Source organism: Limnovirga soli (genome assembly GCF_013106755.1).
Lineage (GTDB): Bacteria > Bacteroidota > Bacteroidia > Chitinophagales > Chitinophagaceae > Limnovirga > Limnovirga soli.
Genome location: NZ_WHPF01000002.1, coordinates 47,683 through 72,674 on the forward strand (window position 1 = coordinate 47,683; position 24,992 = coordinate 72,674).

Genomic DNA, 24,992 nt, shown 5'->3' on the forward strand with positions numbered 1-24,992 from the left:
CTTTCGATTCAAATTTATACAAAACAAGGCAACACTTGATGAACTACCAGTCAATTGTTAACAATATTTTTGATGATAACGTTGCATTTAACATTAAAGCAGCTGATGTGTTTAATTACCAGTATGCCAACAATGCCCTGTTTAAACAATGGAACGATTATTTAAAACCAAATATTGCAGCAAAGGATATTCTTTCATCAATCCGTTTTTTGCCAATCTCGTTTTTTAAAACGCATCAGGTTACCACCACACAATTTGATGCTGAAACTGTTTTTGAAAGCAGCGGTACAACTGCTTTAACAACCAGCAGGCATTATGTAAAAGATATTGCTGTATACACTAGAAGTTTTACACAGGCTTTTGAAAACTTCTATGGTAATATTAATGAGTGGTGTATAATTGGCCTTTTACCATCTTATTTAGAACGTCAGCATTCATCGTTGGTGGCAATGGTGGATAATTTTATCAAAACATCAGGAAAAAAAGAAAGTGGTTTTTACTTAAATGAGTTTGATACCCTATACCAGGTTTTGCAAACATTGGAACAAAAAAAAATAAAAACTTTATTAATTGGGGTAACCTTTGGGTTACTTGATTTTGCTGAAAAGTATTCGCTTGCCCTGCAGAATACTATTGTAATGGATACAGGAGGAATGAAGGGCCGTAGAAAAGAGCTCACCAGGCAGGAAGTGCATGCTTTTTTAATAGAAAGGTTGGGTGTTCCTGCTGTTCATTCCGAATATGGTATGACGGAATTATTAAGTCAGGCCTATGCAAAAACTGATGGCCGTTTCTATTGTCCACCCTGGATGAAAGTATTGGTTAGGGATGAAGAGGATCCTTTGGTAGTTAAAAATGCCGGTAGGGGGGTCTTGAATATTATTGACTTAGCCAATATTAATAGTTGCTCTTTTATTGCAACAGACGATGCAGGTATTGTATATGAAGATGGAAGTTTTGAAGTGATTGGCAGGGTAGATAATAGTGATATGAGGGGCTGCAGTTTATTGGTAGTGTAAAAACGTTTTTTGAAAACTCAATTCCTGCTCTATATTTGCAATCCTGTTTTAAATAACCGGAAGCCCGGGTGGCGAAATTGGTAGACGCACTGTGTTCAGGTCGCAGCGTTCGCAAGGATGTGCTGGTTCGAATCCAGTCCCGGGCACAAAAATACCCCTTGATTTTCAAGGGGTATTTTGTTGTAACACCGGTTGGTAATGATCAACCTTAATTTTAGTTAAAATTGCAAATCATATTGGGTTTAGTGCAACATTTACTTTAAAAGAAAATGCATTAATTTAGTAAATTACTTGTTTGCCATTTTGGTAAATTATACCCATCTTCCTTTAAAAAACATTTCCATTTTGTATATTTTTTCTATTTTATGGAAAAAATAAATGACATGAAATTATTAAAATGTTGATTATCAACTATTTAATATTTGGCATCATGATTGTTTTAATAAAGCAAAATTAGTGTATGGTTAAAGAGAATATTACCATTTTTGTTGTGGATGATGATCCTTTTTGTTTGGGTATCTATGAAAAGCATTTGCATAATATGGGTTATAAAGATGTGTTTACATTTACCAATGGTGTTGATTGCATCAATGGCTTGCATAAATCACCCGATATTGTATTTACGGATTATATGATGTTGCCCATGGATGGGCTATCTGTTGTAAAAGAAGTAAAGAAGAAAAATCCAGGAATCTATGCGGTTGTCATTTCAGGGCATCAGGATAATACAATAATAAATTCATCCTATGAACTTGGCGCTTTTGAATACATTTCAAAAGGAGAAAATGAATTAAAGAATATTAAAATAGTGCTGGATAAGATACAACATATAAATACTTTAGTTAATAATTAGTTCTATTAATACCCTATATCACAACTTATTCCTCATTTCCGCCCTAAAAATGCTGCCTAAAGAAAATATAGATACCAGCAATTGTTTTATATGGCATCTTCCTTGCGTCGCAATCCTTTCATCTGTTTGTTATTAATGTAGCTGTTAGAAAAAGCAAATCGTAAACGTCTTTTATTTGTTGCCATAAAAGAGGAACGATGAACCGAGCGTGGCAAGTAAAGCTGCATAATTTGCTTAAGCTTGTTTCAAAATACCTGCCTTTCTCGATATTTTGTTTTTTAGATATCCTTCCTGTCTCTAAAATAATTTGTTAATGAAATGTTATAAAAATTAATGTTTTAATGTATTTTTAAGGTTTATTTTACACTTTTTAATACTTTTTCCATAATTTGGCAGTAAATCCACCTTATGGAAAACTCGACCATATTTATTGTAGAAGATAATGAATGGTATGGAGAGATGTTAAAGCATTATTTATCATTAAATCCACAATTTACCATCTCCCTATATAATAGCGGTAAAAGCTTTATTGCCGATATTGCCAAAAACCCGGATATTTTAATCCTGGATTACTCATTGCCTGATACTACAGGTACAGAACTCTTTAAAAAATTCAGAAAAATACATGCCGAAATTCCGGTAATCATTATTAGTGCTCAGGAAGATGTTTCTACAGCTGTAAATCTTTTAAAATTAGGTGTTACCGACTACATTGTTAAAAATGAAGCTACAAAAGAATTGTTGTGGAATGCTGTAATTAAAATAAAAGAAAATCAAAGCCTTAGAAAGGAAATCCAGAATTTAAGAGAAGAGCTGGGACATAAATATAACCTGGCTAATTATATTAAAGGTAATAGTGTAGCTATAAAAAAGGTATTTACGCTAATAGAGAAAGCTATTCCTACAAACATTAATGTATCTGTTACTGGGGAAACCGGAACTGGTAAGGAATTGGTAGCTAAAGCCATACATTTTAACTCTGAGCGTAAGAAAAAGCCCTTTGTTGCGGTGAACATGGCTGCTATACCAAGAGAATTAATAGAAAGCGAATTATTTGGACATGAAAAGGGCTCATTTACAGGTGCTGTGCAACGCAAAATTGGTAAATTTGAAGAGGCCAACGGAGGCACTTTATGCTTAGACGAGGTTGCCGAATTAGATCTAAGTCTGCAAAGCAAATTATTGCGTGTTTTACAGGAAAGAGAGCTTACCAGGGTAGGAGGAAATGAGAAAGTAAAATTAGATGTAAGAATTATTGTAGCTACGCACAAAAACCTTGCTGATGAAGTAAAAAAGGGCCATTTTAGAGAAGATTTGTATTATAGAATAATCGGCTTGCCAATTGAATTGCCACCTTTAAGAGAAAGAGGCTCTGATATTTTATTGTTGGCTAAATTTTTTCTGGATGAGTTTTGTAAAGAAAATAAACTGTCGGCTATTAACCTTTCTCCCTCTGCCAAGGAAAAATTAGTGGGTTATAAATTTCCAGGTAATATCAGGGAATTAAAGGCTTTGATTGATTTGGCTGCAGTTATGAGTAATGGAAAAGAAATTGAAGCCGAAGATATTCTTTTAACCACTTCCACCAACACAGATGACCTGATGTCTGAAGAAAAAACTTTGAAAGATTATACTTGCCATATTATTCAGCATTTTTTGAAGAAATACGATAATAATGTGCTAAAGGTGGCAGATAAATTAGATATAGGTAAGTCAACGATTTATAAAATGATTCAAAATCATGAAATTGTAGTTTGAGATTTTGAAGATAATGGTTAACTGATTAAAATTAAATCTATCTATTATGTATGGAATTGTAAATAAGGCAATACAGGAAATGATAGTGGAGAATTATGGTATTGAAAAATGGAATTTGATTTTAGAAAAATCAGGTATTGATATAGATTTTTTTATAAGCAATGAACCATATGATGATGGTGTTACTTATGTATTGGCAAAAACAATTGCCAATGAAATGAAAATCCCTGTACAAGATGTTTTATTATCTTTTGGGGAATGGTGGGTTTTAAGAACTGCCAAAGAAAAGTATAGTGGTTTAATGCAGGCAGGCGGTGCAAGTTTGAAGGAATTTATTTTAAATCTGCCTAATTTTCATAATAGGGTTATGCTAATTTATCCAAGATTAACACCACCTGAGTTTAAGATTACAAATATTGAAGAGAATGGTGTTTGGCTGCATTATTACTCAAAAAGAGAAGGGCTGCAGGAATTTGTAAAAGGTATTCTTCAGGGTTTGGCCAAAATGTATGAAACAACGGTAGATATTCAGTTGTTAAAAAACAGAACTTTAGGTGATGATCATGAAATATTTAAAATAGGCTGGTAAATTCTATCGGAAGGTTGATTATATGAAAAATGAGCTGAAATTTAATATTGAACAATTTAACAGACTTTATCCTTTCTATATTCTTTTAAATGAGAATCTGGAATTAGAGCGTATGGGCAAAAGTCTGGAAAAATTAATGCCTGGCATTAGGAATGAACCATTCATAAATCATTTTACAATAATACGACCATTAATATCAGAAATTAACTTCGGTATTCTACAATCATTGGTTGCTCAATTATTGGTTCTGCAGGCAAATAACGGCAACAAAATTTCAATACGTGGACAGATTGAATATATAGAAGAAACCAAACAATTATTAATAATAGGTTCTCCCTGGTTTAGCACCATGGAACAATTATTGGAAAATAATTTATCTATCCACGATTTTTCTTACAGTGACCCTTTAATAGATTTATTGCATGTTTTAAAAAATCAGGAAATAAACTCAAGTGAGTTAAAGGAGCTGTTATTCACAGTCAATATTCAAAAAAATGAATTAAAGAAGGTTAATAACGAAATAAAGCAACTCGCCTTATTTCCCTTACAGGATCCAGACCCAATTTTAAGAGTAAATGCTGATGGGGAAATTATTGAATCAAATCCCGCATCAGATAGCCTTGATTATTTTATTTATGAAGGAGTAAAATATACCAAAGCGGCCTTTTGGAAAAAGATTATTCTGCAAACAGGAACAGAGGCCAATTTGAATGGATTGGAGGCCTCAGTAAATGGTAAAACTTATTTATTCGTAATAAAATTTATTAGCTCAGAAAACTACTTTAATATATATGGCAGGGATATCACTCAGCAGAAAAAAGCTGAATTTGAACTAAAGCGAATTTCTTTGGTGGCAAGTGCAAATAAAAATGGAGTTATTTTTATTGATAAGCATGGAACTATTCGTTATGCTAATGAAAGTTATATAAGGCAAACGGGATTTAGTAGCGATGAAATACTAGGTAAAAACATTATTAACTTTTGCGATGCAACCAATAAGGAGCCTTCTGTTGCTGAATTGTTTTTAAACCAATTATCCAGTGACAGCAATTTTGAACTTGAATTAATTCATCGTAAAAAAGATGGCTCAAATTTTTGGGCTAGGGTAAACACGCAAATTATTGTAAAGGATAATGAAATTGATAATGAATTCTTTTCAATTATAGAGGATATATCTGCCGAAAAAGAAGCAATACAAAAAACAGTTGAATACAATAATCGTTTCAGGATAGCACTGGAAAAAATCGGAGATAATGTTTGGGAACATGACTTTAAAACAGGCGAAACATATTTTTCTAATACCATTGAGCAATTATTAGGATATTCTTACACTGAATTCAGAAATAATATTGATTTGTGGTGGAGTAGTGTACATAAAGATGATCGGTGGATGTTGGAGGAAAGTGATTTAAAATATAAAGCTTGTAAGCAGGATCATCATAAAATGGAATATCGGATGATTCATAAGAACGGTTCTATCTCCTGGATTTTAGACAGAGGGGTAGTAATTGAAAAGTCTTCTTCCGGAGAACCATTAAAAATTATTGGAACTCATACAGATATTACCAGCCAGAAAAAAATTCAGGAAGAGTTGGTTACTACCGCTAACAGGCTTTCAAATCTTATCTATAGTCTTCAGGATGGATTATTGGTAGAAGACGAAAAGCGCACAGTTGTGCTTACAAATAATACATTTTGTAAAATGTTTGAAATCCCTGCTTCTGCCGAATCTTTGGTAGGAATGGATTGCGTTGCAGCGATAAGGCACAGCAAAATACTGTTTAAAGATGCTGATTTTTTTGAGCAAACTATCAATAAACTGGTTAGCGAAAAACAAATTGCCTCAAATCTTCATTTTGAATTAAAAAGTGGAAAGGTATATGAACTAGATTACGTACCCATTTTTATAGAGAAAAGATACAGAGGACATCTTTGGAAGTACTCAGATGTTTCTCAAAAGATGATAGGGGAGAGAAAACTGGAAATACAAAGAAAATTCTATGAAGATGTTTTAAATTCTATTCCTGCAGATATTGCAGTATTTAATGAAAAGCATGAATATCTGTTTGTTAATCCGGTTGCAATAAGTAGTCCTGAAATACGTAAATGGATTGTTGGTAAAAGAGATGAGGAGTTTTGTATTGAAAGAAATAAACCAATGAAGGTTGCAGAAGAAAGACGGGCCTTATTCAACAGTGTTAAAGAAGCAGGGGTGCAGAAAGAATGGGAAGAGATGTTAATAGGTAAGGATGGTAAGCCACAGTATCATCTTAGGAAAATGTATCCCATTTTTGATGAATTTAAACAGCTTAAAATGATGATTGGTTATGGTGTAAACATTACCGATCGCAAATTGATAGAGGAAAAAATATCACTAAGTGAAAAGCGGTATAGAGACTTGTTTAATTTTAGCCAGGCCCTCATTTGTACCCACGATCTTAATGGAATTCTTCTAACAGTTAATCCTGCCATATGCAAATCATTGGGATATTCAGAGGGAGAAATGTTAGGCAAAAATATTTGTGATTTTATGCCCGATGCAGATAAGGTACAATTCAAAGAACATTACCTGGATGCATTTGATAAATCCGATAGCGTTAATGGTGTTTTCTCTGTTTTAAATAAATCTGGCCATACTTTATATCTTTTGTTTCAGAATTATAAGGTTAAAGAGCCAGATATTTTACCCTATATTATTGGATTTTCGCAAGATATTACTGAAAGGAAAAAAGTTGAAGAAGTAATAAAAAGCGGTGAAGAAAAATATAGAAGTATCATCGAAAATATGAATCTCGGAATGGTTGAATTAGACAACGATTCCACCATCATTTTTGCAAATGAAAATTTGTGCAAAATGAGTGGCTTTAATATGGATGAACTTCTGGGGAAAAAATTGTACAATGTTTTTGCAGGAGGCCAAAGCAGAAGATTTATCAGGCAAAAAATGTATTTAAAAAGCGGTGAGCTTTCTGAATTATATGAATTTGTAACAAAAAATAAAAGAGGAGAGCCCCGGTGGTGGTTGGTAAGTGTTGCCCCAATTCTGGCCAGTAACGGAGAAGTAAAAGGTTCTATCGGTATTTGTTTAGACATCACGCAGCAAAAAGAACTGGAACAGGATTTAAGAAATGCCAAACAAATGGCCGAGCAATCCAGTAAGGCAAAAGAGGTGTTTCTGGCAAATATGAGTCATGAAATCAGAACTCCGATGAATGCCATTCTGGGCTTAGGAAGGCAGATGGAAAAATCAGTTCTCGATGGGCAGCAAAGATTTTATCTCAGTTCTATCAATAATGCCGCTTCCAATCTATTGGTTATCATCAACGATATCCTGGACTTCTCAAAAATAGAAGCAGGTAAATTTAATTTAGAAAAAATTGGATTTACCCTTTCTGATGTAATAGATAAAGCCTTTCAAATTGTTTCAAATAAGGCAGAAGAAAAAGGGCTAGACCTTAGTATTCAATTAGATTCCAATATCGCTCCCATACTTTTAGGAGATCCTCATAGAATAAATCAAATTCTTATTAACCTATTGGGTAATTCAGTAAAATTTACCGATCATGGTAGTATCGGTATCCGCTGTACTGTATTAAAAAATACCACCACAGATCAATTGATTGAAATTGTAGTAACCGATACAGGTATTGGGATGAGTGAGGATTTTCAAAAAAGGCTTTTCAATAAATTCATGCAGGAAAATGATGATAATCAAAATAAATATTCCGGTACAGGCCTGGGAATGAGTATTGCCAAAGAATTAATTGAACTGATGAATGGTCAAATAAAGGTATTTAGTAAAAAAGATGAAGGAACGGTTATAAGTATCAATATTCCATTCCAAAAAGGTGTATCAACTGATGTACCTAAAAAAGGAGAAAATAAAATAAATCCCAAGTCATTATTCAATAAACATATATTACTGGTTGAAGATAATGAGATGAACAGAATAGTGGCAACCATAGTACTAAAACAACATGGTGCCATTGTAGACGAAGCCATTAACGGACAGGAAGCCCTTGATGCATTTAAAAACGACAGATATGATATTGTGCTAATGGATATGCGTATGCCGGTAATGGATGGTATAGAAGCAACCAGGCGTATCCGCAAAGAAATCTCTGCTACAATCCCAATTATTGCATTAACAGCCAACGCAATCGAAGGCGAACAGCAAAAATGCCTTGAAGTTGGCATGAACGATTTCCTTTCAAAACCTTTCGACGAAGATATTCTCGTACAAACCATAGCCAAATGGCTTGGTATAAAAAACACAACTATTACCATGGAAAACTTAGAAAGCACACCCTTGCAGGAGCCGCTGTATAGTTTAGAAAACCTAAAAAGTATCAGCCGCGGAAATAAAGATTTTATAGCAAAAATGCTAAACATCTTTATCAAAGAGGCCAAACTGGCCTTACAGGAAATCAAAAATGGACAACAAAATGGCGATTTTGATAAAATAAAATCAACAGCGCACAAAATAAAGCCATCACTGGGTAACCTGTCAGTAACATCTGTAAAGGAAGATATTTTGTTACTCGAGAAATATGATCTGTCCGCTAACACACAAGATCAGTTTAATGCCATTATTCAAAAGTTGGATGATATTCTTTCAAAAATAATCATCGATTTAGAAAAACAGTTGGAGGATAATTCATTCTAACATCAACAAATACAAAGCAGGCAATTTGTATGTGCCGGGCTTTTAAATATTAATTAAACATGCTTGCGTCGCACACTTGTACTGCATACAAAAAATCAACAGAAAAAACTGCAAAAAATAAACAATCAGGAAACATATTTAAACAATCAATAGTAAGTACCAATTTTTTAATTAATTTACACAAAAATCCTATTTTATGAGTCCAACCCCTATCAATCTTCCATCAACACTAATTATCGAAGATGATTTGTACATGCAAGGTATCATTAGCCAATGTTTAAGCGAGAATTTTACAACCATGGTTTTCAGCGATGGAATGGATGCTTTAACTTATTTACAGGAAGGGCATATTCCTGATATTATTATTACTGATCTTAATACCCCCAATCTTGGAGGGATGCAGTTTCTTGAACAAATCAAAAGCAGTGGTTTTTTTAACTCAATACCTGTTGTCATTTTATCAGGGGTAGATAATACAGAAACAAGAATCAAATGCCTTGAAGCAGGAGCAGACGATTTTATTGTAAAGCCATTCAATCCACGCGAACTTGAAGCAAGAATTAAGATTATATTGAAAAGATCTGGCAAAATAACCCTAAACTAATCAAGATGGAAAGCATATATTCTTCTGCCGGTGAAAAACCGGTCATAGCAGTTATTAATGCTCCTGATTTGCTTTCAAATCTTTCTCCACGCTTTGCTGCGGATGGTTTCTTATTTCTCAACTTTGTTAATGGAATTGATTTAAGCACTAACTGGCATAAATACAAACTCAATATTCTCGCTATTATTTCAAAAGGAGAAATGATGGGCGCTTCAGGTACAGCATTATATCAAACACTTTTAAGCAAAGATTTTCCAAATGTCCCCTTTATTCTGGTTACAGATCTTGTAAATGAAAATTTACTCCGTATTGCTTTAAAGGCAGGCGTTGCAGATGTGTTTTGCAATCCTTTTAAATTAGATTCCCTTGAAACGCGTTTAAGATTTGTAGTAAATAACTGGGTAGCATTAAACCGTAGCTCAAATAAACTTAAAAGAGCACCATATAAATTACCTTTAAATAAAAGGTTATTCGATATCTTTTTTGCAACATTGGCCTTATTGTGCCTTTCACCCATATTACTCATTGTAATTATTGCGCTTAAACTGGAATCAAGAGGCCCTGTTTTCTATTATTCTTTACGCGTAGGTACCGGTTATAAGGTGTTTAAGTTTTATAAATTCCGTTCAATGTATGTAAATGCAGATAAGCGGTTAAAAGATTTGAAACACCTTAACCAATATAACAATTCACCTGCAGAAGCTGTGGAAGATAATAGTGCCGGCGTTCCATTGTTATGCGATGATTGTAAGCGCATGGGAACACCTTGTCAAAGGGCTTTATTTTCTGACAATAACTCCTGGTGCGAAAAAGTCTATAATTCAATCAAAAAGTCTGCCGCAGGATCTGCCTTCATAAAAATTAAAGACGATCCACGTATTACAAAAGTTGGTAAAATTATTAGAAATACCAGCATGGACGAATTGCCGCAATTGGTTAATGTACTTAGAGGTGATATGAGCATTGTTGGAAACAGGCCATTACCTCTTTATGAGGCAGAATTGCTTACCACTGATAAATATGCGCAGCGATTTATTGCGCCTGCAGGTATAACAGGTCTTTGGCAGGTAGAAAAAAGGGGTAAAAAAGGCGAAATGTCCGAAGAAGAAAGATTAATGCTGGATAATACCTATGCGCAAAATCATAGTTTGTCATATGATATTAAATTAATTCTAAGAACCATACCTGCACTATTTCAAAGTGAAAATGTTTAACATGAAATGTAGATGTATTTGTATAATAGCTGTATTCCTGTTTTTTATGGTTGGTACCTTAAAAGTAAAAGCACAATCGGTTTCATTAGATTCATTACTTGATAAAGTACTTGCAACAGATGAAATACTTCCTAAATTAATAGATTCAGCTATTAGGTATTCACCTCAATTAAGATTATATCAAAATAAGGTGGAGTATAGCAATGCTACGCTTAAAACCAGCAAAAATTTAATTTTTAATGGGTTGCAACTTTTATCAAGTTACAGTTATGGTACTAATATATCAGCCTTAAACGCCGGAGATTTAACAACCCAGCAAACAAGTTTTTATAATGTAGGTGTTGGCCTTAGGTTACCTGTTTCGGATATCTTGAACAGAAAAAATATTATTAGTGCCACGCAATCTCAATTAAACATGGCAACTGCCGAAAAGGATAATACGATTTTCCTAATTAGACAGGATGTAATCAGGCTTTATCAGCAGTTCAAGCTTTCACACAGGTTAATTGCAGCGGCAAGTCAGAATAAGCAAATTTCAGAAATCAATTACAATATTGCCGAAAAGCAATTTTTGCAAGGTCAAATTACGGTAGAACAATTAGCCAAAGTATCTGAAGTTTATACAAAATCAATTGTGGAGTTTGAAACAAGTACTAATAGTTTTCAAACGGTTTACATGCAGCTGGAAGCCTACGCAGGTGTTAATTTATCCAATCTAATTACAAAAGGGAAATGACGCTTATATACTTTTTAAAACTTATTTATAAAAACCTCAAATGGTTAATATTGTTGCCTGGTATATTGGCTGGCACTATTTATTATTTAACAAGACATGAGGTTAAGGTATATGCATCCGAAACCGTTATCTATACAGGTATTGCTTCAGGTTATAATTTGAGTGGTAGCAGTAAGGCAGATTTTTGGAACACCAGTACCGCATTTGATAATCTTATTTCAATTATCAATTCCCGGGAAACTAAGAAAATGGTGGCCATTAATCTGTTGGCACAGAACTTATTGCTTAAAAAGCATGATCCTGAATACCTTGAATGGGATAGTTATCAAAGTCTCAAAAAATCTGTATCAGATAGTGTTCGTAATATCGTAGTAAAACCAACCTTAAAAGAAACCAGAGAAGCCGTTTATCAATATTATAATAACAATGAAAATATTGGTAATAATATTATTTACAAACTGGTAAATTCTACCAATCCATTTTATTCTGTTAACGCGTTGCAGAATATTAAAGCAATGCGCGTAAGCAATAGCGATCTTATTAAAATTTCTTATTCTACAAATGATGCAGCTATTTGTAAGCATACCCTCGATTTGCTTATTGAAGTATTTATGCAAAAACAAAGGCTTTTGCGTGAAGGGCAAACCGAATCAGTTGTAGCCTACTTTGAAAATGAAACACATAAATCTTACCAAAGGCTTGACTCTACAGAGCAGGAATTTCTAAAATTTCATGTAAATAATGATATCATTAACTATTATGAACAAACAAAAGCCGTAGCAGGCGAAAGAGAGGACTTATATGCTTTGAACCATAATCTTGAAATGGATTCTAAAGCCCAGGGTACAGCTTTAAATACAGTGAATGAAAGTATCAAAGGCAGAATGTATCAATCAATATATGGTGCAGAAATCCTTAATCAACGTAAGCAATTATCTGATATTTATAATAAAATTGCTGTAGTTGAAGTTTTGTCTAAAGATTCTTCAGGTAGCAATAAAAATTTATTAGATAGCCTAAGGCTTGTAGCAACCAGAATTGGGCAAAATTTAAAAACTTCCATAACAAACCTAAATGCAGAAACAAATACGCCAAACGGAATACCTACTAAAGATGTATTGGATGAATGGCTTAAAACAACCATGGCCTATGAAGAAAGCAAAGCCCGCTTAACCGTAATGGATAAGCGCAAACAGGAGTTTGAGGATGAATACAAAAAATTTGCTCCATTAGGCGCCCAACTAAAAAAAATTGAACGACAAATAAGTGTATTTGAAAATGAATACCTTGAATTATTGCACGGTTTAAGTCTTGCAAGACTTGCACAACAAAACAACGAACTTACTTCTAAACTTACTATCGTAGACCCGCCTTTTCTACCTTTAAATCCCGATGCTTCCAAAAGAATGATTTTGGTAATTGCCGGATTTATGGTAGGATTTTTCTTTGTACTGGCATTTGTATTGGCCAAAGCCTTAGCCAATAAAACCGTAAGAGACGCTTATCGTGCCTACAAAATAATAAAATTACCGGTGTTAGGTATTTATCCTTTGCTTAGTTCTTCATCAACCTATTTGGAGAAATCTAATCTGCGTCTTGTACAACAATTACTTACCACAATAGACCTTAAAGATAAACCATACAATATCGGTATTATAAGCATCCAAAAAAAGGAAGGTAAAAGCTATATTGTCGAATTATTTAAGCAACAACTTGAATCTTTGCAATATGCTGTCGAAATTATACCATGGCAAAAAAATAATATGCCTTCTGCCAAACCCGGCACCGATATCGTTTTTTATGAATTTCCCGCACTGGAAGATGCTATTATTCAACCAGGTAGCTGTCCCACATTACATCAGGCATTTTTAATTTGCCGTGCCAACAGAATCTGGATAAAACTCGATGAAGATTTATTAACCTCATTTTCGAAATCTTCGCAAACCAAGCCAATGCTTATTTTAAACGGCGTTAGTGTAGATTTCGCTGAGGAATTTATTGGTGAAGTACCCAAAAGCCGTAATATTTTAAGAAACTATTTCAAAAAAATAGTAAAATTCGAATTTGGTAACCGCAAAGCATTAAAAAAAGTCAGGTAATTACTGGTGAATAAGGGAATGAAAGACGATTTATTTTATACAGTAAATGAACGTAAAATAAATTTTTACTGGCTGGTATGTGGCTCACTTTTAGCGGTATACCTGGGCTGGCTTATTGCAGTAAAGGGTATCACTATAGCATCAGTTTTAATGTTGTTACCTTTTATTGTTGGGTTTGTAGTATTGGTTTTCTCTTATCCCAAAGCGGGTTATATTGCCACCATAATTTTTTGTTATATGCAGGCCGGTTTGGCCCGGCAGTTTGATGGAGTGCCATTTGGTTTGGGTCAGGATGGGTTGATGATATTAACCTGGCTGGCACTTATATTTCACAGGGGGGAAAAATTCAGGTTCCGGCATTTAAAAAACGATTTGGTTTTTATCTCCGTTGCATGGTTCTTATTAACAGTTTTGGAAATTGGAAACCCCGAACGGCCCAGTATTGATGGATGGATTTATGAAATGCGTTCTACAACATTGTACTGGGTACTTTCTGTACCACTCGCATTTATGGTATTTAACAAGAAATCCGATCTTGATTTCTTCTTTCACCTCGTCATTATCATTTCTCTTATTTCTGCTTTGTACGGCATAAAACAACTTTACATTGGCGTAAGCGATGCAGAAAGGGCCTGGCTGGACGCCGGTGCCAAACGTACACATATATTATTTGGTAAACTAAGGGTTTTCTCATTTTATACGGATGCCGGCCAATTTGGTGCTGCGCAGGCTATCATGGCATTAATGTGTATTATTCTGGCTGTGGGACCTCACCCCACAAAAATGAAAATCTTTTACCTAATATCGGGTTTTATTATTTTATATGGAATGCTTATCTCTGGTACAAGAGGTGCATTGTTTGGCTTACTGGGTGGCGGTTTTGTATTTCTGATTTTAAGTAAAAAAATTAATATCCTTATAATTGGAGGTGTAATTGGTGCAATGTTTTATGGTGGCTTAAAATACACTTCAATTGGTAGTGGTAATGGGCAAATTCAAAGGCTTAGATCGGCCTTAAACCCCGATAATCCTTCTTTGAAAGTACGTTTGGTTAACCAGGAGCGTTTAAAAAATTATTTGAGTACAAAACCCTTTGGTTATGGAATTGGTACCATTGGCATATGGGGTATAAAATACAATAAAAAAATACCCATCAACAGTATTCCGCCTGATAGCTATTTTGTAAAAGTATGGGCAGAGTATGGCATCATTGGCCTGGTTATCTGGCTTAGTATGATGATGTATATTTTAGGTAAATCGGTTGGAATAGTATGGAACACCCGGGATCCTGTTTTACAAAACAAACTGGCGGCCCTATGTGCAGGTTTTGCCGGGGTATTGTTATGTAGTTATGGCAACGAGGTAATTAATCAAATGCCTACTTCCATTGTTACGTATACCAGCTGGCCTTTATTGTGGTTAAGTACCCGTTGGGATACACCTCTGGTGCCAAAAAAAACCTCAGCTGATGAAGAAATAAAATTGTTAACCTAATTAAAATGGGGCGCAATAGATTTTAAAACCAATTATTAACCAGACAAAAAAACATAAATGCAGCTTTTCTTGCGTCGCACACTTGTACACCTGCAATACTATGCAGCCAATTACGTTTTTATCAGGTAGTATGTTGCTGGTTTATGACTTTGCCTGGTGCCATATGTTATACAGATAAAGTGATTGCGACGCAACGATGATGCCATTTGTTATAAAGCTGGTATCATAACTTGAATAAATGAAGTATAAATGCAATAAAAATTAATTGAAAAACCAAACCAAATCATAGTTTAGATCAGCGTTTTTATGTAAGTTTATATATATATCCAAACCAATATCTTCAATCCTAATGTTAAACATCGCTCTATGAACATCCTTACATCCATCTTAAGCATTGTTATTTACATTGTAACGGCTTATATCACTATTCAGGTAATATATCTGCTGTTTTTTTCACTGGCTGGCAAACTAGCTAAAAAAAGGGTTTTTCCGGCAGCACAAAAAATACGTACAATTCGCATTTTTGTTCCTGGTTATAAAGAAGATGCGGTAATAATTACCACAGCAAGAGAGGCTGTTACACAAAACTATCCTACAGATAAATTTGAAGTGGTCATCATCGCCGATTCTTTTTCTGCAGCCACATTGGCAACATTAAGAGCATTACCCATAAAAGTGGTAGAAGTAAGTTTTGAAAAAAGCACCAAAGGTAAAGCCATTCAAAAAGCCATTGAAGCTACCCAGGAAAACCCGGTTGATATTGTGGTAATTCTGGATGCAGATAACCGCATGTCGCAAGGATTTTTACATGCAGTAAACAATGCTTTTGAAGCTGGTTACCGTGTGGTGCAAGGGCATAGAACCGCTAAAAACTTTCAAACACCTTTTGCTTTGCTGGATGCCTGCACCGAAGAAATTAATAACCATATTTTCCGCCGTGGCCACGTAGCTGTTGGGTTACCATCTGCATTAATTGGCAGTGGTATGGCATTTGAGTGGCCTTTGTTTTTGCAGCTATTGGAAAATATGGGCGAAACAGCAGGGGAGGATAAGGAAATGGAATTCCGGTTAATGCGTCAGAAAATTGATATTGCCTTTTTGGATCAATCATTTGTTTACGATGAAAAAGTTGCCAAATCAGAAGTATTCAGTAAACAAAGAAGTCGTTGGCTGGCCATGCAGGTAGAGTTTCTGGAAAAATATTTTGCCGAAGGTTGGGTACAACTATTTAAAGGCAATATTGCCTTTTTTAATAAGGTATTTCAAACCTATGTTTTGCCTAGGGTAATGCTCGTATTACTGCTGCTGATATGGCTGGTGGTTACCTGGTTGTTAGCGCCATCATTATTGGTGTTTACCATAATATTATTTGTAGCATTGGCCTGGGCATTATTAATGGGCATACCTGCTGCCTGGTATAACCGCAATTTGGTAAATGCCTTTTTGCAAATTCCTTCTGCTTTGTTTTCTATGTTTAAAGCAATGTTGCATATTGGGCAGGCCCGGAAACAATTTATTCATACACCTCACGAAGAGGTAGAACACTAAACAAATTTTTATGCCCTGGGGAACAGTAGCATTGCCTTGTTTAATCTTTTTAGTGGTGGGCCTAATTGCCGGCTTTCGAATTAAAGCCAAAAAGCAATTAAGCAAAAAAGACATAAAAAAATTATAGGTCAGCAGTTGCTTACTTATTCAACGCTAAAACATATTTCATGTTAGATAAATCCACTTTTGAAAAACTGCCCGTATTCATCACTACCATGTCAAGATGGGATGGCGATATTTCTTCTGCCTCACTTGCACTGGCAAAGGTTTTTAGCAGAAACAATCCTGTATATTATATAGACTATCCCTATACCTGGCCAGATGTTTGGCGGGAAAGAAAACAACCTACCGTAAAAAGAAGAATGAATGCCTTGTTGTGGGGCAAAGATTATTTGGTACAGGTACCCGGACAACCAGATTATTTAAAGGGTTCTACACCAAAGCCAACTATACCGATTAATTTTTTATCTCCCGGTATGTTGTACAATGCCGGTAGTAATTATAACAGCAGGCAAATTGCCAGCCTGGTTAAAAAAATTGTTGCCGAGAATGGTATCAGCAATTACTTGTTTATTAATTCGTTTAACCCCACTTTTCTGTCAAATATCAATAGCTTCCTGCAACCGGCGCTAAGCGTTTACCATAGCAGGGATGCCATTGGAGAAATAAATGAATACACCCGCCGGCATGGTATTTACCGTGAAACCGAATGTGTGCAACATTACGATATGGCTATGGCAACCTCTACTGAGCTATGTAAAAATATAAGTGCTTTAGCTGGTAAAGAGGTTAAATACTTCCCCAATGGAGGGGATATTACCTTGTTTAAAACAGCCATTGAAAAAGTGCTGCCAAAACCAACTGAGTTGCAGGCAATTACCACACCCATTATTGGCTACACCGGTGCAGTTTGCCAGCGTATAGATTATGAATTACTGGTAAAAATTGCCAATGCCAATCCCGATAAAACCATCGTATTGGTTGGCCCAAGGCAAGACAAGGAAAATACCGATATTAACCTGGATGCCATCTCAAATATTGTATTTACCGGCCCCAAAAAACTGGATCAATTGCCGGCTTATTTGCAGTATTTTGATTGTGCCATAATACCTTTTAAATGTAATGGCTTAACAAGGGGTATTTATCCGCTAAAAATAAATGAATACCTGGGTGCTGGCATGTCAGTTGTTACCACCAATTTTTCAGCCGATATTGCCTCTTTTGAAGAACATATTTATTTGTCTGATAATCATGATGTGTTTTTGCAGAATATACAACAGGCCATACACAATAATAGTGCTGCCATAAAGCAACAAAGGCTACAAGCCGCCTCCGTTAATGCATGGGAAAACCGGGTGGAATATTTTTGGGAAATAGCCTGGAATGCCTATGTAAAAAAACACCAGTTCTCAGGCTAAAAAAATTTAAAGCAAAATGCAATTGTGTGATACAAGCAGTATCATAAATGTCGGCTGTACTTGCGTCGCACTCTTGTACTGTTGGATTATTTATTGGGCTCTATCTTAGGAAAGATTACAGTTTTTAAAATCATCCGTATTACATTTTTAGTAAGCCTGTTTTACTTGCTGCCATAACACCTGAACGTACAAGAGTGCGACGCAAGTGGCGTTGCCATTTGTACTATTGCCGGGTTAATACTAGCTTATCTTATTAATACTACCGTACCTTTTTGGTTGATGAGTTTACCTGAATAATCAACGGCCTGAGCCATGTAAACATAGGTACCGCTGGCTTGTTTTATACCGCCATACATGCCGTCCCAACCTTTGCCCTGTTCCGACGTGCTAAACATAAGCACCCCCCAACGGTTAAACACTTTGAAATAGTTGAATTTTTGCATACCCACTACTTTGGGGGTTAATATATCGTTTAACCTGTCGTTATTTGGGGTAAATGCGCTGGGTATAAACAACTGCGGTAGTGTTTTGAAAATGGTTACCTTAATATTATCTGTTGCATTACAACCAACTGAAGTACCCACATTTACAAAATAAGTTATGGTATCTCTTTCAGGGCCCAATATGGCAATGGGATTGCTAATATTGGGGTTACTTAACCCAGTTATTGGACTCCAGTTATATACTGTGCCGCCAGTAGCGTTAAGTTGTAAAGGTTGGTTGGCTACTATTGCCGTATCGTTACCTGCAAATGCCAGTATTTTAGGAATCACGTTTACCACAATCGTATCAAAGCTGGGTTTGGGGCAACCCAAAACATCTGTAACGGTAAGTATATAGCTTGTTGTTGCCTGCGGGCCAGCTGTTGGCGTTAATGTGTTTTCGTTAAGTAAAGAATTGGTGGGCGACCAGCTAAATTGCGAACCTGTTATATTGGCCTGTAATAGGGTTGTTTTACCAAAACAGATGCTGGTATCTACACCGGCACTGGCTTTGGGATAAGGCACAACACTTATTTTGATACTATCCAATGCGGTACACTTACCAATTGATGCCGTTAGTTGATAGGTTGTGGCGGCTGTTGGTAATATAAATGGTTGGGCTTCTGTACTATCCCTGAAATTAGTGCCGGGGCTCCAGGCAAAATAGAGTGCATTGGTTTGGGGCTTTAATTGAATACTATCTGTAAGGCAAATAGTAGAATCGTTGCCTATGGTTAGCTGTACAGCTGAAACTACATTTACAATAATTGAATCGGTATTAATACACCCTTTATCGTTTACCGTAACAAAATAAGTGGTTGTAGATGGAGGAGATACCAGTGGGTCTGCCACTGTAGTTCTGTCAATATTTATATTGGGCGTCCAGGAGAATACTGCTGAACTGGATGTGGAAGATGCATGAAGCTGCAAAGTATCAATTATACAAATAAGTGTATCCCTGAAAGGCAGTATAACATCGGGTTTATCTGCTATAACGATGGTTTTGACCAATGTATCCAGGCAGCCTTTGCTATTGGTTACCATTAGGGTCACATCCGCCGTTTGAGGCGAGGAATATTTGTACACCGGTGTTTTTAGTTTGCTGGTATCTGCCAGTGTACCAACATCACCAAAATCCCAGAACCAGGAATCAACCACGCCATATTGGGAGGTAGTTAAATCCCTAAATGTAAATGGGTTTAAGGCACAGCTGCCGGTTACTTCAAAATCAGGAATAAATCCAGGGTAAACCAAAGCTTTTGCAATAGTAGAATCTGAACATTTTTCTCCCTTATTTACAACCAATTTTACAAAGTAGGTACCTGAATCTTTATAAGAAAAAGATGGCTCGGGTAATAATGAAGTGTCGGCATTGCTGGTAGTATCTCCAAAATCCCAGTAATAGGAATTAATAAGCCCCGAAGTAGAGGTATTGGTAAATATCAGGTTAAACCCATCACAGGTAATATAACTTGGTTTAAGTATTGCTTCCGGTATATCGCAGCTACCTACTTTTAAAATAAAGTCCTTATGATGTATGTTTAGTCTTAACCCATTTCTCCATTCTTCGCAACAAACATTTACTACATATTTTCCCGGATCAGCGGGGGCTTTACCAGAAATAAGACCGGTTTTTCTGTCAATAGTAACACCAGGCCCCAATGGGCTGCCGCCTGAATAGGGGACCTTATATACTACATCATTTAAGTCAATAAAATTTGGTGGGGGAGGGTTGGGTTGTGTACTATCGCCCCCAACATAAGCTGAGCAAAAATAATACACCAGCGAATCGCCGTCCTTGTCTTTAGCACTATAGTCAATAGTAAAATTTCTATTGGCGCAAACCAATGCGGTATCTCCTTCACTAAACTTAGCCGAGTTATTTGTACCAGTTCCAATTTCTCCCTCCCCGGGAATACTGGTGGTAAATGTTGCCCCGATGGATCTTTCGGGGTAAGCAGTATAGTCCACATTCGATAAAAACTGTCTGCTATATCTTATCCAGGAAAGCAGATAACCATCAGGATTTCTGGCCAAATCTATGATATTGCTAAAACGCCCATATTGAAAACAAACTGCTTTATCTCCAATTATACAGGGTACAGCATTTGGGCTGTTTTGAATTACCGGCGGATCCTGAGATACCCATTCTTTGTTTAAATGCAATGAATACTGTCTAACTCCATTCGAGGCCAGATAAATCCCAATATTTACCGATTCGCTATTTAATTCTGCACCAATAGAGTTGCAATCCCGATAAAGTAACATGATAATTTTATACTTATCAGTATTGGGTAAATCGCCGGGGCCAATATATTCATAATACAATTCCCCACCCGAAATATGGGTGGCTTTTACATCAAGAACACAACAATAAACCAGTATCAGTAATAAATATTTTTTCATTCCCTTAATTAATGCCGGTAATAAAAGCTAGCAGGGCTTTGTTAAAAGTTTCGGTTGATTCCAACATACCCATATGACCACAATTTTCCAAAATGGTTACATAGGCCATTTTTGGTAAATGCACCTGTTGTAATAAATCCTGCATAGGTGCTGCCACATCGTTGGTACCAATGACAAATAAAACCGGCAATTCGTTGTTTCGCAAAACTTCGGTATTGTCGGGCCTGTTCATCATAGCTGTATAATAATGCTGTAACGCTTTTTTACTAAAATTATTTCCCTTTTCTATCAATGTAGCCACGCTATCAGCATGTTGTTTTTTATAAGTATCTGCAAATAAATTAGGGATCGTATTTTTTAGAAACGAATAGCTGCCATAGCTTTCAATCAGTTCGATACCTTTTTGGCGGTTTAGTTTTTTCTCTGCACTATCGGCAAATGCGGTAGAATGCAGTAAGCCAAAACCGGTGAGCATATCGCGGTGCTTTTTTGCAAAATCCAATGCAATATAACCACCCATGCTGTGGCCTAAGACAACACAAGTGTTAATTTTTTCTGCTTGTAAAATAGCCGCAATAATAGCTGTGAAATAGCCTGTTTCGTTGGCTGCGGTGCTGTCCTCAGGTAAAACTGATGTGCCGCTTCCCGGTAAATCGGGTATAATAAGCCTGCAATGGGCGCTTAAAAAAGCAATTTGATGTTGCCAAATATCTCCGTCCTCACCAAAGCCATGAATTAATACCACGTCGGGCCCGCTGCCTTCTATGCGATAATAAATGGATGCTCCATGAAAGTCAAGAAATTTGCCCATGCCTCAAAAATAGGCAGATAGCACCATTAAAACAGCAATTGCAGATAGTAAATACATTTTTATGTGCCAGGCAATAAGTCATTGGGCATCTTTACTTGCGTCGCACACTTGTGCTGTAGTAATACTATTCGCCAAACAGCCATGGAATACCTGGTATTTGAATGTAATAATTGATAAATAAAACTAATATTTATTCTTAAACTGCCGCCCCTTTGCCCCGAAGGTACAAGTGGGGCGTTTGCGTGGCAAAGCAGCAAATACGCAACAAACAGCGATGCCATTGATTCAATATCTGGCAACAAAAAACCGTATTACCATCATTGCTGATTGGTAATACGGTTGTTATGGTTATCCTCAGGTTATTAGAGAGAAGCGTTTTTGGCTTCGCCCAATGAAGCATGTGCAGCTGCTAACCTGGCAACAGGTACACGTGGGCCTGAACAGGAAACATAATTTAAACCCAATTGATGGCAGAAGCGGATAGAATCTGGCTGACCACCATGTTCGCCGCAGATACCAATTTTTAAATCAGGTTTTTCTTTGCGGCCCCATTCAACGGCCACTTTCATTAATTTACCTACGCCATTGGTATCCAGTACTTCAAAAGGATTGTCATGCAGGATATTTTTCTCAGCATACAATGGCAGGAATTTATTTTCAGCATCTTCTCTGGAGAAAGAGAAAGTAGCTTGTGTAAGATCGTTTGTACCAAAAGAGAAGAAAGCAGCTTCTTTGGCCAGTTCGCCGGCTTCCATGCAAGCCCTAACTACTTCTATCATGGTGCCAAATTTAAATACAGGGGTAACATTATGTTGTGCCTGCACTTCGGCTTTTATTTCTTCTACATAGGCTTTTACACGCACCAGTTCTTCTGCAGTACAAACCTGTGGCACCATAATTTCGGGGCGCACATCAATATGTACTTTCTGGCATTCTGCAGTGGCTTCCAGTACTGCCCTTATTTGCATTTTGTAAATTTCGGGGAAGGTTAAACCAAGCCTTACACCCCTGTGACCCAGCATTGGGTTTACCTCATGCAGCTCATGCACTTTTTTAAGCATTTGCTCTTTTTTCACTATGGCCTGGTCAATCAGTTCCACGCCTTTATCGTTAAATGGAAATGCAGTTAGGGCTCCCATACTGTTTTCCGCATGTAATAAACGCAAGCTATTGGTAAGATTAGATACACCGGCTGCAGTATCTTTTAAATGGCGCAAGTGTATTAATTCTTCTTTCAATTCGTCTTCGCCAGGTAAAAATTCATGTATTGGCGGATCCAATAAACGAATAGTAACAGGTCTTGGTGCCATTGCCAGCAAAATATCTTTAAAATCCTGTCTTTGTATTGGCAACAATTTATCCAATGCGGCTTTTCTTTCTTCTTCGGTATTGGCCAATATCATTTCAACCACTATTGGTAAACGTTCAGAGGCATTAAACATGCGTTCTGTGCGGCAAAGGCCAATACCCATTGCGCCATAAGTAAGGGCTTTTTTAGCTGCATCAGGATCATCTGCATTGGCAAACACTTTTAATTTGGCAACCTCATCTGCCCAGGTAAGCAACAATTTAAGTTCATCGCTAAAAGTTGGGTCAACGGTAGGAATTACACCCTGATATACATAGCCGGTACCGCCATCAATGGTAATATAATCTCCTTCGTGTAAGGTTTTTTCGCCAATACGGGCCTGGCGTAGTTTTACATCCACTTCAATACCTTCTGCGCCAGCCACACATGGTTTACCCATGCCCCTGGCAACAACTGCTGCATGTGAAGTTTTACCACCACGGCTGGTTAAAATACCCTGAGAGGCAAAGAATCCGTGAATGTCTTCTGGTTTTGTTTCCTCCCTCACCAATATTACTTTTTCTACGGCACGGCCTAAAAGTTCTGCTCTGTCTGCATCAAAAACGCAAACACCAGATGCAGCACCTGGCGATGCAGGTAAGCCCTGTGCCAATGGTATAGATTTATGCAGGGAATCTAAACGAGGGTGCAATAATTGCTCCAGCATATCCGGTTTAATACGCAACAAAGCTTCGTTTTTAGATAAGATATTATCTTTAGCCATTTCTACGGATGTACGTACCATGGCTGTTGCATTCATTTTACCATTTCTGGTTTGCAGGCAATACAGAACGCCTTTTTCAATAGTAAACTCAAAGTCCTGTACTTCTTTATAATGTGTTTCCAGTTTGCTTCTTAATTCTTCCAGTTGCTGATAAAGGGAAGGCATTTCTGTTTTTAATTCAATCACGGCTTTTGGGGTGCGAATACCGGCCACCACGTCTTCGCCCTGTGCATTTACCAGATATTCTCCAAAGAAAATATTTTCACCGGTACCTGGGTCACGGGTAAAAGCAACACCGGTAGCACTATCATTACCCATATTACCAAATACCATGGCAACCACATTTACTGCAGTACCATTTGCCATTTGAGGGGTGATATTAAACTCTCTTCTATAGTCAACAGCACGTTTGCCTGTCCATGAGTTAAACACCGCTTTAATAGCTATTTCCAGTTGTTCATAAACATCTGTAGGGAAAGGTTTGCCGGTTACATCTTTTACAACCTGTAAAAATAATCGGCTAATTTCTTTTAAATCAGCAGCGCTCAGGCCAATATCTACTTTAACGCCAGCTTTATGTTTTTGGGCTTCAAATACTTCGTCAAATTTTGCATCGGGTACACCTAATGCCACCTTGCCAAATAATTGAATAAAACGGCGATAGGCATCAAAAACAAATCTTTCATTTTTTGTATGGTTCAATAATCCCTGAAGGGTATCTTCATTAAGACCCAGATTTAAAATAGTATCCATCATACCAGGCATAGAAAGCGCAGAACCAGAACGTACAGATACCAGCAATGGGTTTTCAGCATCCCCAAATTTTTTGCCGGTAGCAATTTCAACTGCTTTCATATTTTCTACCACCTGATCAATTACTCCAGCTGGCAAAGATTTGTCAGCACTGGCCAAATAAGTTAAGCAGGCTTCAGTTGAAATAACAAACCCCGGAGGTACATTCAGGCCAATTTGTGTCATTTCGCACAGGTTGGCACCTTTACCACCTAAAAGTTGTTTGTTTTTACCGTTTCCTTCATGAAATGAAAATACGAATTGATGAGGCGCATCCTCCAGCAGTAATTCTTCTGCGGCTGGGGTTATTTCTAATGTTTGCATAGCGTTTATATTTTTGAAGTATAAATGTATTCTCACCTGGAACCTTTTAAAATGACGCCCATCATACTTATTGCTATCATTGGTCATATTATGGCCATACCTTTCCT

The 24,992-nt window shown here is 36.5% G+C and carries 15 protein-coding genes and 1 tRNA gene; 13 read left to right on the plus strand and 3 right to left on the minus strand.

The window, feature by feature from the left end; genetic code table 11:
* The first annotated feature begins 38 nt into the window (after nucleotides 1-38).
* The 13 genes from GD597_RS02070 to GD597_RS02130 all read left to right on the plus strand — a co-directional run bounded on the left by GD597_RS02070 (nucleotide 39) and on the right by GD597_RS02130 (nucleotide 17,998).
* Nucleotides 39-1,019 carry a LuxE/PaaK family acyltransferase gene (locus tag GD597_RS02070; protein ID WP_171606152.1) on the plus strand — a complete coding sequence of 327 codons (981 nt, stop codon included), beginning with the start codon at nucleotides 39-41 and terminating at the stop codon, nucleotides 1,017-1,019.
* 62 nt (nucleotides 1,020-1,081) lie between these two features.
* Nucleotides 1,082-1,165, plus strand: a tRNA-Leu gene (locus GD597_RS02075).
* Between the two features lie 314 nt (nucleotides 1,166-1,479).
* Nucleotides 1,480-1,872, plus strand: coding sequence for a response regulator (locus GD597_RS02080; protein WP_171606153.1), 393 nt, complete (start codon nucleotides 1,480-1,482; stop codon nucleotides 1,870-1,872).
* A gap of 408 nt (nucleotides 1,873-2,280) precedes the next feature.
* Nucleotides 2,281-3,630 (plus strand): sigma-54-dependent transcriptional regulator, encoded by a 1,350-nt coding sequence (locus tag GD597_RS02085; RefSeq protein WP_171606154.1) that lies wholly within the window; start codon nucleotides 2,281-2,283, stop codon nucleotides 3,628-3,630.
* A gap of 46 nt (nucleotides 3,631-3,676) precedes the next feature.
* Nucleotides 3,677-4,219 carry a heme NO-binding domain-containing protein gene (locus GD597_RS02090; RefSeq protein ID WP_171606155.1) on the plus strand — a complete coding sequence of 181 codons (543 nt, stop codon included), beginning with the start codon at nucleotides 3,677-3,679 and terminating at the stop codon, nucleotides 4,217-4,219.
* Between the two features lie 22 nt (nucleotides 4,220-4,241).
* A complete protein-coding gene (locus GD597_RS02095) occupies nucleotides 4,242-8,885 on the plus strand; it encodes a PAS domain S-box protein (protein WP_171606156.1) in 4,644 nt (1,547 codons plus the stop codon).
* A 196-nt stretch (nucleotides 8,886-9,081) separates the two neighbouring features.
* Nucleotides 9,082-9,489 (plus strand): response regulator transcription factor, encoded by a 408-nt coding sequence (locus GD597_RS02100; RefSeq protein WP_171606157.1) that lies wholly within the window; start codon nucleotides 9,082-9,084, stop codon nucleotides 9,487-9,489.
* 5 nt (nucleotides 9,490-9,494) lie between these two features.
* The gene (locus GD597_RS02105; RefSeq protein ID WP_171606158.1) at nucleotides 9,495-10,703 is read left to right on the plus strand and encodes a sugar transferase; all 1,209 of its coding nucleotides are present in this window, start codon (nucleotides 9,495-9,497) and stop codon (nucleotides 10,701-10,703) included.
* A gap of 1 nt (nucleotide 10,704) precedes the next feature.
* Complete coding sequence (locus GD597_RS02110; RefSeq protein ID WP_171606159.1) at nucleotides 10,705-11,439, plus strand: TolC family protein; 735 nt, start codon at nucleotides 10,705-10,707, stop codon at nucleotides 11,437-11,439.
* The gene (locus tag GD597_RS02115) at nucleotides 11,436-13,538 is read left to right on the plus strand and encodes a GumC family protein (RefSeq protein WP_171606160.1); all 2,103 of its coding nucleotides are present in this window, start codon (nucleotides 11,436-11,438) and stop codon (nucleotides 13,536-13,538) included. Before GD597_RS02110 ends, GD597_RS02115 begins: the two co-directional genes overlap by 4 nt.
* Before the next feature lie 18 nt (nucleotides 13,539-13,556).
* Nucleotides 13,557-15,032 (plus strand): O-antigen ligase family protein, encoded by a 1,476-nt coding sequence (locus GD597_RS02120; protein ID WP_171606161.1) that lies wholly within the window; start codon nucleotides 13,557-13,559, stop codon nucleotides 15,030-15,032.
* A 366-nt stretch (nucleotides 15,033-15,398) separates the two neighbouring features.
* Entirely contained in the window at nucleotides 15,399-16,580 is a 1,182-nt protein-coding gene (locus tag GD597_RS02125; RefSeq protein WP_171606162.1) for a glycosyltransferase, read from the plus strand.
* A 167-nt stretch (nucleotides 16,581-16,747) separates the two neighbouring features.
* Entirely contained in the window at nucleotides 16,748-17,998 is a 1,251-nt protein-coding gene (locus tag GD597_RS02130; RefSeq protein WP_171606163.1) for a glycosyltransferase, read from the plus strand.
* A 245-nt stretch (nucleotides 17,999-18,243) separates the two neighbouring features.
* Here the strand turns inward: GD597_RS02130 and GD597_RS02135 are convergent, their stop codons facing one another.
* The 3 genes from GD597_RS02135 to ppdK form a co-directional block, all read right to left on the minus strand.
* Nucleotides 18,244-20,886 (minus strand): PKD domain-containing protein, encoded by a 2,643-nt coding sequence (locus GD597_RS02135; RefSeq protein WP_171606164.1) that lies wholly within the window; start codon nucleotides 20,884-20,886, stop codon nucleotides 18,244-18,246.
* A gap of 4 nt (nucleotides 20,887-20,890) precedes the next feature.
* On the minus strand, nucleotides 20,891-21,697 hold the full coding sequence (locus GD597_RS02140) for an alpha/beta fold hydrolase (RefSeq protein ID WP_171606165.1): 807 nt from the start codon (nucleotides 21,695-21,697) through the stop codon (nucleotides 20,891-20,893).
* A 362-nt stretch (nucleotides 21,698-22,059) separates the two neighbouring features.
* Nucleotides 22,060-24,885, minus strand: a complete 2,826-nt coding sequence (gene ppdK, locus GD597_RS02145) for a pyruvate, phosphate dikinase (RefSeq protein WP_171606166.1) — start codon at nucleotides 24,883-24,885, stop codon at nucleotides 22,060-22,062.
* Nucleotides 24,886-24,992 lie beyond the last annotated feature (107 nt).